At 71.7% G+C, this 12,729-nt stretch carries 12 protein-coding genes; 4 read left to right on the top strand and 8 right to left on the bottom strand.

Features of this window, described 5'->3' with window-relative positions; all coding sequences use genetic code 11:
* Window positions 1–55 precede the first annotated feature (55 nt).
* Window positions 56–1,489 carry an MFS transporter gene (locus tag AQJ54_RS08220; RefSeq protein WP_062235515.1) on the top strand — a complete coding sequence of 478 codons (1,434 nt, stop codon included), beginning with the start codon at window positions 56–58 and terminating at the stop codon, window positions 1,487–1,489.
* On the opposite strand, the gene AQJ54_RS08215 is transcribed toward AQJ54_RS08220, so the two are convergent.
* The 4 genes from AQJ54_RS08215 to AQJ54_RS08200 are packed head-to-tail and all read right to left on the bottom strand — an operon-like array spanning window position 1,451 to window position 4,680.
* Window positions 1,451–1,810: an MmcQ/YjbR family DNA-binding protein gene (locus AQJ54_RS08215; RefSeq protein ID WP_062027712.1), complete on the bottom strand. Its 360-nt coding sequence runs from the start codon at window positions 1,808–1,810 to the stop codon at window positions 1,451–1,453. The two genes, AQJ54_RS08220 and AQJ54_RS08215, sit on opposite strands and share 39 nt — an antisense overlap.
* Window positions 1,807–3,114 carry a hemolysin family protein gene (locus tag AQJ54_RS08210; RefSeq protein WP_062027710.1) on the bottom strand — a complete coding sequence of 436 codons (1,308 nt, stop codon included), beginning with the start codon at window positions 3,112–3,114 and terminating at the stop codon, window positions 1,807–1,809. Before AQJ54_RS08210 ends, AQJ54_RS08215 begins: the two co-directional genes overlap by 4 nt.
* Window positions 3,111–3,608, bottom strand: coding sequence for an rRNA maturation RNase YbeY (ybeY, locus tag AQJ54_RS08205; protein ID WP_062027708.1), 498 nt, complete (start codon window positions 3,606–3,608; stop codon window positions 3,111–3,113). The genes AQJ54_RS08210 and ybeY overlap by 4 nt, the downstream gene beginning before the upstream one ends.
* A gap of 13 nt (window positions 3,609–3,621) precedes the next feature.
* A complete protein-coding gene (locus tag AQJ54_RS08200) occupies window positions 3,622–4,680 on the bottom strand; it encodes a PhoH family protein (protein WP_079069786.1) in 1,059 nt (352 codons plus the stop codon).
* 236 nt (window positions 4,681–4,916) lie between these two features.
* Between AQJ54_RS08200 and AQJ54_RS08195 the strand changes: the two genes are divergently transcribed.
* Window positions 4,917–5,639, top strand: a complete 723-nt coding sequence (locus AQJ54_RS08195) for an FAD binding domain-containing protein (protein WP_062235512.1) — start codon at window positions 4,917–4,919, stop codon at window positions 5,637–5,639.
* A gap of 223 nt (window positions 5,640–5,862) precedes the next feature.
* Here the strand turns inward: AQJ54_RS08195 and AQJ54_RS08190 are convergent, their stop codons facing one another.
* The 3 genes from AQJ54_RS08190 to AQJ54_RS08180 form a co-directional block, all read right to left on the bottom strand.
* Complete coding sequence (locus AQJ54_RS08190; RefSeq protein WP_062027702.1) at window positions 5,863–6,975, bottom strand: carbohydrate kinase family protein; 1,113 nt, start codon at window positions 6,973–6,975, stop codon at window positions 5,863–5,865.
* Between the two features lie 170 nt (window positions 6,976–7,145).
* A complete protein-coding gene (locus tag AQJ54_RS08185) occupies window positions 7,146–8,435 on the bottom strand; it encodes a glucarate dehydratase family protein (RefSeq protein ID WP_062235510.1) in 1,290 nt (429 codons plus the stop codon).
* Window positions 8,432–9,328: a 5-dehydro-4-deoxyglucarate dehydratase gene (locus AQJ54_RS08180; protein WP_062237028.1), complete on the bottom strand. Its 897-nt coding sequence runs from the start codon at window positions 9,326–9,328 to the stop codon at window positions 8,432–8,434. Before AQJ54_RS08180 ends, AQJ54_RS08185 begins: the two co-directional genes overlap by 4 nt.
* A gap of 158 nt (window positions 9,329–9,486) precedes the next feature.
* On the opposite strand from AQJ54_RS08180, the gene AQJ54_RS08175 reads away from it, so the two are divergent.
* Both AQJ54_RS08175 and AQJ54_RS08170 read left to right on the top strand, forming a co-directional pair.
* The gene (locus AQJ54_RS08175) at window positions 9,487–10,269 is read left to right on the top strand and encodes an IclR family transcriptional regulator (RefSeq protein WP_062235507.1); all 783 of its coding nucleotides are present in this window, start codon (window positions 9,487–9,489) and stop codon (window positions 10,267–10,269) included.
* A gap of 191 nt (window positions 10,270–10,460) precedes the next feature.
* Window positions 10,461–11,651, top strand: coding sequence for an MFS transporter (locus tag AQJ54_RS08170; RefSeq protein ID WP_062235504.1), 1,191 nt, complete (start codon window positions 10,461–10,463; stop codon window positions 11,649–11,651).
* A gap of 88 nt (window positions 11,652–11,739) precedes the next feature.
* Here AQJ54_RS08170 and AQJ54_RS08165 read toward each other — a convergent pair whose 3' ends face one another.
* Window positions 11,740–12,729 (bottom strand): adenosine deaminase, encoded by a 990-nt coding sequence (locus tag AQJ54_RS08165; protein ID WP_062235501.1) that lies wholly within the window; start codon window positions 12,727–12,729, stop codon window positions 11,740–11,742.

The following is a 12,729-nucleotide window of genomic DNA, read 5'->3' as shown; positions in this document are numbered from 1 at the left end:
ACCAGCACAACTTCCGGCTCCCCAAGGCTATTCCGGCGGACGCAGGCTCTTGCCCATGGCGATCGACACCACCGACACCCTCCCCGACGCGCTCGACACCCCCCGGTTGTCGACGCGCGACAAGCTCGTCCTGTTCGTCCTGTGCGCCGCCCAGTTCATGGTGGCGCTGGACTTCTCCGTCCTGAACGTCGCCCTGCCCGTCCTCGGCACGGACCTCGGCATGAGCCGCTCCGCCCTCCAGTGGGCGGTCACCGCGTTCGCGCTGCCCTCCGGCGGCTTCCTGCTCCTGTTCGGCCGCGTCGGCGACCTCTTCGGCCGCAGGAGGCTGTTCCTCGCGGGCCTCGCCCTGTTCGGCGCGGCCTCCGTCCTCGCGACCCTCGCCTGGGACCCGGCGTCCTTCCTCACCGGCCGCGCCCTCCAGGGGCTCGGCGCGGCGGCGATCGTGCCGACCGGCATGTCCCTGCTGACCACGACCTTCCCGGAGGGCCCGGCCCGCGACCGCGCCCTGGGCATCTCCGGCACGCTGCTCTCGCTCGGCTTCACCGTCGGCATGGTGGCCGGCGGCACCCTCACCGACACCTTCGGCTGGCGCTCCACGATGGGCCTGCTCTCCCTGTTCGCCCTGATCGTGCTGCCGCTCGCCCCCGGACTCCTCCCCGAGTCCCGCACCCCGGACCGCCCGCGCCTGGACGTGCCCGGCGCGGTCACCGTCACCGGCGCCCTGCTCGCCCTGATCTACGCCCTCTCCACGGCCGCCGACCACGGCTTCGGCCGCGCCGACGTCGTGATCACCCTGATCGCGGGCCTGCTGCTCCTCGCCGCCTTCGTCACGGTCGAGTCCCGCACCGCACAGCCCCTGGTGTCCCTGCCCATGCTGCGCCGCCGCACGGTGGCGTGGGGCAACCTCGGCGGCCTGGTCACCTTCTCGATGATGTCGACGGTCGTCTTCGTGCTGACCCTCTACCTCCAGGAGGTCCTGCACCTGTCCGCCTTCGAGACCGGCCTGGTCTTCGGCGTCCAGGGCGTCCTGTCGGCGGTGGCCGGCGTCTACGCCCCCAGGGTCATCGGCCGCTACGGCCCCCGCCGTACCCTGGTCGGCTCGCTCGTCGGCCAGGGCGCCCTGATCGCCGCCCTGCTGGGCCTGGGCACCGGGCACTGGTCGGTGTGGCTCGCCACGGCCGCCGTCTCCCTGGCCAGCATGTGCCACCTGGGCGCGATCATCTCGTACGGCATCACGGTCACCTCCGGCGTCCCCGACGAGGAGCAGGGCCTGGCCACCGGCCTGGTCACCTCCACCCAGCAGGTCGGCATCACCGTCGGCATCCCGCTGCTCGGCGTCCTCGCCACCACCTCCCCCGACCTGCTGACCGGCGTCCACACGGTCCTCGCCCTGGACGCGGTGCTGGTGCTGGCGGCGGCGGTGCTGGTCGCCGTGGGGCTGCGGGTGCGCTCAGGGGCGGTCGAGACGCAGTCGCTCGGCGCGCGGTAGACCGGCCACCACCAGGTCGTACGAGTCCTCCACGAGCTCCCGGACCAGCCGGTCCGGGAGCTCGCCGTCGACGGTGACGGTGTTCCAGTGGCGCTTGTTCATGTGGTAGCCGGGGATGATCAGCCCGGGGTGGTCGGCGCGCAGCCGGATCGCGTCCTCGGGGTCGCACTTGAGGTTGACCTTCAGGGGGCGGTTGTCCAGCCAGCTCAGGGCGAACAACTTGCCGAGCACCTTGAAGACCGACACCTCCGGACTGAACGGGAAGTCCTCCACCGCCGCGTTGAACGACAGGCACAGGGCGCGCAGTTCCTCGGCGGTCACTCCGACTCCTTCTCCGCCTCGGCGGGTTCCAGGACGGCCACCGGCTCCACCAGCACCGTCACGATCTTGTTCCGGCGTCCGGCGGCGGCCTCCGCGGTGAGCCGCAACGAGCGGCCGTCGGGCAGCTCCACGACCGCGGACGCCCCGGCGATGGGCACCCGCCCCAGCGCCTTCGCGAGCAGTCCGCCGACCGTCTCCACGTCCTCGTCGTCGTACTCGTCCAGCCCGTACAGCTCGCCGAGGTCGGTGATGTCGAGGCGGGCGGTCACCCGGAAGCGGTCGTCGCCGAGTTCCTCCACCGGCGGGAGTTCACGGTCGTACTCGTCGGTGATCTCGCCGACGATCTCCTCGAGGATGTCCTCGATGGTGACGATGCCGGCCGTGCCGCCGTACTCGTCGATGACGACGGCCACGTGGTTGCGGTCCTGCTGCATCTCGCGCAGCAGGTCACCGGCGTTCTTGGTGTCGGGCACGAAGGCGGCGGGCCGCATGGCCGTGGAGACCAGCTCGGACTCGGCGTCCCGGCTGATGTGCGTCTTGCGGACCAGGTCCTTCAGGTACACGATCCCCACCACGTCGTCCTCGCTCTCCCCGGTGACGGGTATGCGCGAGAAGCCGGACCTGAGGGCCAGGGTCAGCGCCTGACGGATCGTCTTGTACCGCTCGATGACGACGAGATCGGTGCGCGGCACCATGACCTCCCGCACCAGGGTGTCGCCCAGCTCGAAGACCGAGTGCACCATCCGGCGCTCGTCGTCCTCGATCAGCGACTCCTTCTCGGCGAGGTCGACCAGCGCCCGCAGCTCCGCCTCGGAGGCGAACGGGCCCCGGCGGAAGCCCTTGCCGGGGGTGAGCGCGTTGCCGATGAGAATCAGCAACGACGGGATCGGGCCCATGATCCGGGCCAGCGGGAGCAGGATGTACGCCGCCGCGGTCGCCGTGTTGAGGGGATGCTGACGCCCGATGGTGCGCGGGGAGACGCCGACGGCGACGTACGACACGAGCACCATGACACCGATCGCGACCAGCAGCGCCCGGGTGGTGCCCGGGAACTCCTGGAGGCAGGCGTAGGTGACCAGGGCGGCCGCCGCCATCTCGCAGGCGACGCGCACCAGCAGCGCCACGTTGAGATAGCGGGTCGGGTCGGCGGCGATCTGCGCGAGCTTGGCACTGCCCCGCCGCCCGTTCCGTACGGCTTCCTCGGCGCGGAAGCTGGAGACGCGCGCGAGGCCCGCCTCCGCGCAGGCGGCGAGCCACGCGACGACGACCAGGGCGATCGCGCCCGAGACGAGGGGCAGGCTCATGAGACGGTCGGCGCGGGGGACGGGCCGGTGAGCCCCTTCTCCTGCCGCCAGCCGTCCACGATGGCCGCCTGGAGGCCGAACATCTCGGCCTTCTCGTCGGGCTCCTCGTGGTCGTAGCCGAGCAGGTGCAGCACGCCGTGGACGGTCAGGAGCTGGAGCTCCTCGTCCATGGAGTGCTGCGTCTCGGCCTCCTCGCCCTGCTTCTTGGCGACCTCGGGACACAGCACGATGTCGCCGAGGAGGCCCTGCGGGGGCTCGTCGTCGTCCTTGCTGGGCGGCCGGAGCTCGTCCATCGGGAACGACATGACGTCGGTGGGCCCCGGCAAGTCCATCCACTGGATGTGCAGCTGCTCCATGGCATCCTCGTCCACGACGATCACCGAGAGCTCGGAGAGCGGGTGGATGCGCATCCGGGCGAGGCTGTAGCGGGCGATGTCGAGGATCGCCTGCTCGTCGACCTCGGTTCCGGACTCGTTGTTGACGTCGATCGACATGGTGCTGGCTTGTCTACTTCCGCTTGTTCCGGCCGCCCTTGTGGGTGCCGTTCTCCGTACCGTTCTCGGTGTCGTACTTCTCGTACGCATCGACGATACGGCCGACCAGCTTGTGCCGTACGACGTCCTGGGACGACAGGCGGGAGAAGTGCACGTCCTCCACACCCTCCAGGATGTCCTGCACCTGCCTCAGCCCCGACTTGGTCCCGTTGGGCAGGTCGACCTGCGTCACGTCACCGGTGATCACGATCTTCGAGTCGAACCCGAGCCGGGTGAGGAACATCTTCATCTGCTCGGGGCTCGTGTTCTGGGCCTCGTCCAGGATGATGAAGGCGTCGTTGAGGGTGCGCCCACGCATGTACGCCAGCGGCGCCACCTCGATCACCCCCGAAGCCATCAGCTTCGGGATCGAGTCCGGGTCCAGCATGTCGTGCAGGGCGTCGTACAGCGGGCGCAGGTACGGGTCGATCTTCTCGTACAGCGTGCCGGGCAGGAAGCCGAGCCGCTCCCCCGCCTCCACCGCCGGGCGGGTCAGGATGATGCGGTTGACCTGCTTGGACTGGAGGGCCTGGACCGCCTTGGCCATCGCGAGGTAGGTCTTTCCGGTACCGGCGGGGCCGATGCCGAAGACGATCGTGTGCTTGTCGATCGCGTCGACGTACCGCTTCTGGTTGAGGGTCTTGGGGCGGATGGTGCGGCCGCGCGAGGACAGGATGTTCTGTGTGAGCACCTCGGCCGGGGTCTCCTGGCCGTCGCTCGTCCCGTTCTCGCTCGCCCGCAGCATGGCGATCGAGCGTTCCACTGCGTCCTCCGTCATCGGCTGTCCGGTGCGGAGCACCAGCATCATCTCGTCGAACAGGCGCTGCACGAGGGCGACGTCCGCCACCGCGCCGGTCGCGCTGATCTCATTGCCCCGGACATGGATGTCGGCCGCCGGGAAGGCCTTCTCGATCACGCGCAGCAGGGAGTCTCCGGACCCCAGGACCGAGACCATGGGGTGCTGGGCGGGGACGGTGAACTGTGCTCTCGCCTGCCCCTGCGCGGGGGTGTGACCTGTGGGTGTCTGAGTCATGGGCCGGCGCTTAAGGCCTGCGGTTCCTCCTTGTCAGGGCCGCACCGTGGAAGGCGGCCTCGCGGTTCCAAGGGTACGACGGTGCACCGACAACGCCGTAGGGCTTTTCGAGGGCCGGAGCGCCCTGGTTGCCGCGGTGAGCCCTGCATGCTCCCCCCGGGCCCTGGGGAGAATGCGCTCGCTGCCACGCGTGTTCGAAGACGGTGGCGAAGGCCCATGGAGAAAGCGGGAAGCCCGTGCTGCTGCGTCTGCCCACGACCCTGCCCGAGGCACAGGAGTGTCTGAGCGACGGGGCGATACCCGTCGGCGGCGCGACGCTGGTGTGGGCCGCCTGGCAACGTGACGGCTTCCCGGAGCAGGCCGTGTCGCTGCGCGAGGTCCCGGAGGCGAACGTCCTCGGGGCCGGTGAGGTCGGGGCGGCGGTCCTGCTGCACCGGATCGACGAGCGGGTGCCGGAGGTGCTGCACCGGGCCGCGTCGGGCATCGGCACGGGGGCGGTGCGGCGGACCGCGACGGTCGGCGGGAACGTCGTCGGCAGCACCCTGCGCTGTCTGCTGCCCGCGGCACTCGTCCTGGACGCCCGGGCGCGGGTGCTGGCGGCGGAGGGTCTCTTCGAGACGGACCTCGCCGAGGTGCTCGCCAAGAAGCCGCTGCTGCTGAGCCTGCACTGGGACGAACCGCTGGTCAGCGGTTACCGCAAGGTGGCCGAGGCGGCGGGCGGACCGCCGCCGCTGGTCGTCGCGACGGCCGTGCACGCGACCGGGGAGGGCGGTCGCGTGCTACGGGTCGCCGTCCGCGACGGCTACGACTTCCTCAGCGAGAGCGTGCCCTGTTCAGGGGAAGCGGACAGGGTGCTCGACGCCCTGGGCGGCACGGCGGTCGGGGCGCTCCCGGCCGAGGCCGGCGAGGTGGTCCGGGAGCAGGTGATCTCAGTGCTGGAGCGGGCCCCGGAGCTCTGACCCCAAGCCACCGGGTGCTCATACCGGCCGGGCGGCTACCACCGGCCGGGCCCCAGGCCAGCGGGGGCGCAAGCCGACCAGGGGCTCACGCGAACCTGAGGCGCACGTCGAGACGGGGGCGCACGCCGTCAATGAATCCGCGCCGCCCCGGGACTCACCCCGCCACCGAACCCACGCCGCCCCGGGGCTCACCCCGCCACCGAACCCGCGCCGCCCCAGCACGTCACGCCGATCTGCCGAACCCGATCGTCGGCACCGCCCTGCGCAAGGGCCAGGCCGGGGTCTCCTCCTCCGGGACCAGGCCGGCGAGGAACGCGTACCGGCGCAGGGCGGCCGGGTCCTGGGTGGCGACGGACTGGACCCGGCGCCACCAGGCGCCGATCTCCGACCAGCCCGGCGCGGACAGCGAGCCGCCGAACTCCTGGACGGAGAGCGCGGCGGTCAGGCCGGCGAAGGCCAGCCGGTCCGCCAGCGGCCACCCCGCGAGGGTGCCGGTGACGAAGCCGGCCACGAAGACGTCCCCGGCGCCGGTCGGGTCCATCGCCTCGACCTCGATGGCCGGGACCTCGGCGGTCTCACCGGTGCGCCGGTCCACGGCGTACGCGCCCTCCGCGCCCAGGGTCACCACGGCGAGCGGCACATGCTCGGTGAGGGCGTGGGCGGCCTCCCGGGGGCCGGTGGCACCGGTGTACCGCATGGCCTCCTCCGCGTTGGGCAGGAAGGCCTCGCAGTGCGCGAGGTCGGGGAGGCCGGCGAGGTCCCACGCCCCGGTCTCGTCCCAGCCGACGTCGGCGAAGATCCGGGTGCCCCCACGGGCGGCCTGGGCGATCCAGGGGGCGCGTCGGCCGGGCTCCAGCGAGGCGATCGCGGCCCGCGCGCGGGGCGGGCAGTCCGGGGCGGGTTCCTCCGGGGGCGGTTCGTGGCCGTGGGAGACCATGGTGCGCTCGCCCTCGTAGGCCATGGAGACGGTGACCGGTGAGTGCCAGCCGGCGACGGTGCGGGACGGTGAGAGGTCGATGCCCTCGCCCTGCTCCAGCGCGTCCCAGCAGTACTCGCCGTAGTGGTCGTCGCCGAAGGCCGCCGCCAGCGAGGTGCGCAGGCCGAGCCGGGCCAGCGCGGTCGCCATGTTCGCCACTCCGCCGGGGCTGGATCCCATGCCGCGGGCCCAGGACTCGGTCCCGCGCACCGGGGCGGAGCCGAGTCCGGTGAAGACGATGTCGAGGAAGACGGTGCCGGTGAGATAGACGTCCCAGGGCGGATCTCCGGGTGTGCGCACTGCGGCCAGGGGGTCGACCTGGGCCTTGTACGACGGTCCCTTCCCGGTGGACGCGCTCACGGTGTGCTCCCTGCGGTGGTGCCGATCAGCCCAGTCTGCACCACGGGACCGACAACCAGCCGCGTGCCACGTCAGCCTCCAGAGGTTCGGCCCCGCACCCCTACCAGCCTCGCACCCCTACCAGCGCCGCACCCCTACCGGCGCCCGCACCGCCACCAGCGCCCGCACCGCTACCAGCGGGGAACCGCCGGCGTGACCCACCCCGGCTCGGCCACCCGCATCGCCGCCGCGTCGTCCCGCTCCCGCATGGAGCCGTCGTCGTCGAGCCACCGCCGGTGCAGGAACGCCAGCTTCTCCCGGTCGAGCTCGACGCCGAGGCCGGGCGCGTCGGAGACGGTCACGGACCCGCCCTCGAACTCCAGCCGCTCGGTCAGCACGTCCTCCGACTGCCACGGGTAGTGCGAGTCGCAGGCGTGGTGGAGGTCGGGCACGGTGGACGCGACATGGGTCATCGCGGCGAGGCTGATGCCCAGGTGGGTGTTGGAGTGCATGGAGATCCCGACCCCGAACGTCCGGCAGATCGCGGCGAGTTGCTGGGTGTTCCGCAGCCCGCCCCAGTAGTGGTGGTCCGAGAGCACCACCTGTACGGCGTCCCGGGTGAACGCCTCCTCGATCTCGGCGAAGGTGGTCACGCACATGTTGGTGGCCAGCGGCACCGTCGTCCCCGCGGAGACCTCGGCCATCGCCGGCGTGCCGAGCGCGGGATCCTCCAGGTACTCCAGGACGTCCCCGAGTTCCCGGGCCACCTCCAGCGAGGTCGCCACGCTCCACGCCCCGTTGGGGTCGAGCCGCAGCGGATGTCCCGGGAACGCCTCGGCGAGCGCCCGGATCGCCGCGATCTCCTCGTCCGGCGGGAACACCCCGCCCTTGAGCTTGAAGGAGGTGAATCCGTACCGCTCGGTGAACAGCCGGGCCTGTGCGACGACTCCCGCGGGATCGACGGCCGCTCCCCAGTCGTCCTTCTCGGCGGCCACGCCCTCGGGGTGGGAGGCCCACTTGTAGAAGAGATAGGCGCTGTACTCCACGGCGTCGCGCACCTTGCCCCCGAGCAGCTCGTGCACGGGCAGCCCGAGCGCCTTGCCGAGGGCGTCGAGGCAGGCCACCTCGAACGCGGAGACCACGGACAGGCGCAGTTTGTCGGCGGTCTGCACGCCCCGCAGTCCTCCGACGTCGACCTGTCCTGAGATGCGGGAGGAGTCGACGGCCACCTGGTCGGCGAGCGTGAACAGGCCGTTGAGGTCGCTGACCTTGCGCCCGGCCAGTTTCGCGGCGAACGGCCGTGCCAGTTCGAGGTACTTGGTGTCGCCGTAGGTCTCCCCGACGCCGGTCACCCCGTCCGCGGTCTCCACCTCGACGATCAGCCGGGGCGTGTAGGGCTGGTGCACGCCCTGTGTGTTCAGCAGGGGCGGGTCGGCGACGAGGATCGGGGTCAGCCGGACGTCGGTGATCGTGAGGTTCACAGTGCGGCTCCTACGAGGTCGAGGCCGGTGGTCAGCAGCTGCCGGAGTTCCGCGAGGTCGGCGGCCGTCGGATCGGTGAGGGGGGCGCGTACGGGTCCCACCGGGCGGCCCCGCAGCCGTGCCGCCGCCTTCACCAGCGACACCGCGTATCCGGGCACCCGGTCCCTGAGCTCGACGAGCGGGACGTAGAAGTCGCGCAGCAGTTTCTCCACGGTCCCGTCGTCGCCGTCGGACAGGGCCGTGAAGAAGGCGTCGGCGATCTCGGGGGCGAAGGCGTGGACGGCCGAGGAGTAGGCGGGGACGCCGACGGCGGCGTAGGCGCGGGCCTGGATCTCGGCGGTGGCGGCGCCGTTGAAGAACAGGAAGTCCTCGGGGGCGGCGAGGGTGAGCCGCTGGAGCCGGTCGAGGTCGCTGTGCCCGTCCTTGAGCCCGATGACCCCGGGGATCGCGGTGATCCGGCGGAAGGCGGCCACGCCGAAGGAGACCTGGCCGCGCTGGTAGGCGATGAGCGGCAGCGGGGTGCGGGCGGCGAGCTGCTCCAGCTGGGCGACGAGCCCGTCCTGCGGGGCGGCGACCAGGTAGTGCGGGAGCACCAGCAGCGCGTCGGCGCCCGCCTCCTCGGCGATCCGGGCGAACCGGGCGGCCTGCGCCCAGCCGTAGCCGACCCCGGCGACGACGGGCACGCGTCCGCCGGCCTCCTCGACCGCGACGGTGACGACCTGCCGGTACTCGTCCTCGTCGAGCGAGAAGAACTCGCCGGTGCCGCAGGCGGGGAAGACCGCGCCGGGTCCGGTGGCGATCTGGGCCGCGACATGGGCACGGAAGCCGTCCGGGTCGAGGGTGCCGTCGTCGTGGAAGCTCGTGAGCGGGAACGACAGCACACCGCGTGCCATGCCGTCCCGCAGCCGTCGGACCGTGTCCGCGTGGAGGGTCCCCACTGCTCATCTCCCCATGTAGATGTCATCCACGTATGGAGATGGAGATTAGATAGGCGAACCGTTCTCGTCAATGGGGTCGGCTTCGGGTCGGACGCCCCGACTACCATCGGCGCATGTCGGAGACAGGTGGCGTCCGCGAGGTGAAGTCGGCGGCCCGCACGGTCGAGCTGCTCGAACTGCTGGCCGCGCGCGGGGACCGCCCGGCCCGGCTCCAGGAGCTCGCGGACGAGCTGGGCGTGCCCCGCAGTTCGATGTACGCGCTGCTCCAGACCCTGATCTCGCGCGGCTGGGTGCGCACCGACCTCACCGGCTCCCTCTACGGCATCGGCATCCACGCCCTGCTCGCCGGCACCAGCTACCTCGACTCCGACCCGCGCGTGCGGGCCGTACGCCCGTATCTCGACGAGGCGTCCCAGGCGCTCGGCGAGACGATCCACATGGGCCGGCTCGACGGCCGGGACGTGGCGTACCTGGCGACCCGGGAGTCCCACGAATACCTGCGGACCATCAGCAGGGTGGGCCGCCGTCTGCCCGCGCACGTGGGCGCGCTCGGCAAGGCACTGCTGGCCGAGTGGCCCGACGAACGGCTCCCCGAGGGGCCCTACGAGGCACTGACCCCGAACACCCGCACGACCCGCGACTCCCTGCTGGCCGACCTCGCCGAGACCCGGGCCCGGGGCTACTCCGTCGACCGCGAGGAGGGGGTCCTCGGCATCGTCGGCTTCGGGTTCTGTCTGCGCTACGACTCCCCCGCCCAGGACGCCATCAGCTGCTCGGTGCCGGTCGCCCGGCTGACGCCGGAGCACGAGCGGCAGATCGTGACGGTGATGCGGGAGATCAGGGGCAAGATCGAGGCGACGGCACCGGGCACGGGAGGCGCCCCGAACTGGCGCTAGCCACACCGAAAAGCGGCTCGCCTACCCGGCATCACCCACCCCAAACGGATCGTGATCCAGATCACGCCCTCCGGGCTGTCTCCGCAACCGCGTGCTTGATACAAATTCTTCGCGCGTTCCTGTCCGTCGACGGCCTGCGCCCACCCCCCTTTTTTTTTGAGCCGCTTCTTTCGCATGCCCTGGGAACGCCCGTGTTCGCCCGTCGCTCCACCCTGCCCTGGCCCCTCGTCGCCCTTTTCACGGCCGGGTACCTCGCCCCCTATCTCCTCCCCACCACCGTCGGCAGACTCGACTCGGGTCTTTCGCTGACCGCCACCGAGGCGGGCGCCGTCGGCAGTGCCCTGTTGCTGAGTTCGGCCTCGGCCGGCTTCCTGCTCGCCTCCCGCGTGGACCGCCTCGGCCCCCGCACCCTCGCCCGCGTCGGCCTGGCCCTCGCCGTCCTCGGCTACGGCGGCGCCGCCCTGGCCCACGCCGTCCCCGCGGTCGTCGTGGGTGCCCTGATCGGCGGCTTCGGATCCGGTACGGCGACCGCGGTGGCCGCCACCGGCATCGCCGCCCAGCCCGACCCGCACCGCACCACCACGGCCGGCCTGCTGGGCGTCTCCGCCCTCGCGGGCGTCGTCTACCTGACCGTCCCCCACCTGGGCCAGGGCCACGGCCAGCCGCTCGCGGCGATCGCCCTCACCGCCCTGGCGGTCTGGCCCCTGACGGGCCGTCTCCCGCTCGCCACGACCCCCGCCCCCAGCCGGGACACGGCGACCGCTCCCCTCCCCCACCTGCGTGCCGGCCTCCTCCTGGCCGCCACCGCCCCCTGCTGGTCCCTCACCCAGAACGCCCTCTGGGGCGTCAGCGGCCGCATCGGCCTCACCCAGGCCCACCTCTCCGAGACGACGGTCGGCGCGGTCTTCGCCATCGCCCTCGGCGCGGGCCTGCTGGGAGTCGTCGGCGCGGGCGCCCTCGGCCCGCGCCTCGGCCGCGCCCTCCCCATCGGCGGCGGCACGGTCCTCATCGCCGCCTGCATCACCCTCAGCGCCTCGGCGACGGACCTCACGACCTTCGCGACCGGCGAGATCGCGTGGAACACCCTCTACCCGATCGTCCTGTCGTACGTCATAGGCCTGGCCGCCTCCCTGGACCCCCGGGGCCGCTGGGCGGTCCTGGTCGGCTCGGCGTCGTCGTTGGGCACAGCAGCGGGCCCCCTGACGGGCAGTGTCCTCGCATCCCAGGCAGGCTTCCCGGTGATGGGCACGGTCCTGGCAGCGGGCCTGCTGCTGATCGCGGCCCCGATGACGGCGGTAGCGCTGGGTGCCGGCCGCAGGACCTTGCCGGTGGTGGAGATCCAGGTGGAAACCCAGGCCTACGACAAAGCAACGGCTGCTTAAGACGGTCAGGGGCGCGGGGCTGTGTCGATATGCGGCTCCGCCGCGTGGGCGCGACAAGCCACGAAGCACCCGCACCCGACAACGCACCTCAGAACTCGTACGCATCAACTTCCGCAAGATACCGACCCCGCAGCTCCTCATCATGCTCAAGGAACGCCGCAAGGAAGGAGTTCCGGGCAAGCTCCCGCAACCGCTCCTCCCCCAACCCCAACTCCACCCGCACCGCCTCGAAGTTGTCCCCCGCATACCCCCCGAAGTACGCAGGGTCGTCAGAGTTCACCGTGCAAAGAAGCCCCGCATCCAACATCGCCGGCAACGGATGATCACCCAGCACGTCAACCGTCCGCAGCCGCACGTTGGACAGGGGACACAAGGTCAGCGGCACACGATCCCGCACCAGCCGCGCGACAAGCTCCGGCGACTCCACACACCGCAGCCCGTGATCGATCCGCTCCACCCCGAGCACGTCCAGCGCCTCGACGATGTACGACGGCGGCCCCTCCTCCCCCGCATGCGCCACCCGCCGCAGCCCGAGCGCCGCCGCGGCCTCGTACACCTCGCGGAACTTCACCGGCGGATGCCCCACCTCGGCGGAGTCGAGGCCGACCCCGACGATCCGGTCGAGATACGGCTTCGCGGCCTCCAGCGTCTCCAGTGCGGACTCCGCGGACTCGTCCCGCAGGAAGCACATGATCAACTGGGTGGAGATCCCGTGGTTCTCCACGCTGCTGCCCAGCGCCCGCCACAGCCCCTCGACGACCGTCCCCATCCCCACGCCCCGCGCGATGTGCGCCTGCGGGTCGAAGAAGATCTCCGCGTGCCGCACCCCCTGCGCGGCGGCCCGGGCGAGGTACGCGTTCGCCAGGTCCTCGAAGTCCCGCTCGGTGCGCAGGACGGCCATGAGTTCGTAGTACAGGTTCAGGAAGGACTGGAGGTCCTCGAAGGCGTACGCCTTGCGCAGCTCGTCCGTGGCGGCGTAGGGCAGCTCGACGCCGTTGCGCGCGGCCAGCTCGAAAGCCAGCTCCGGCTCCAGGGTGCCTTCGATGTGCAGGTGCAGTTCAGCTTTGGGGAGGGACAT

This window comes from Streptomyces griseorubiginosus, assembly GCF_001514195.1.
Lineage (GTDB): Bacteria > Actinomycetota > Actinomycetes > Streptomycetales > Streptomycetaceae > Streptomyces > Streptomyces griseorubiginosus.
Note: the sequence above shows the minus strand (reverse complement) of the source record. Positions and strands in the feature narration are given on the sequence as shown.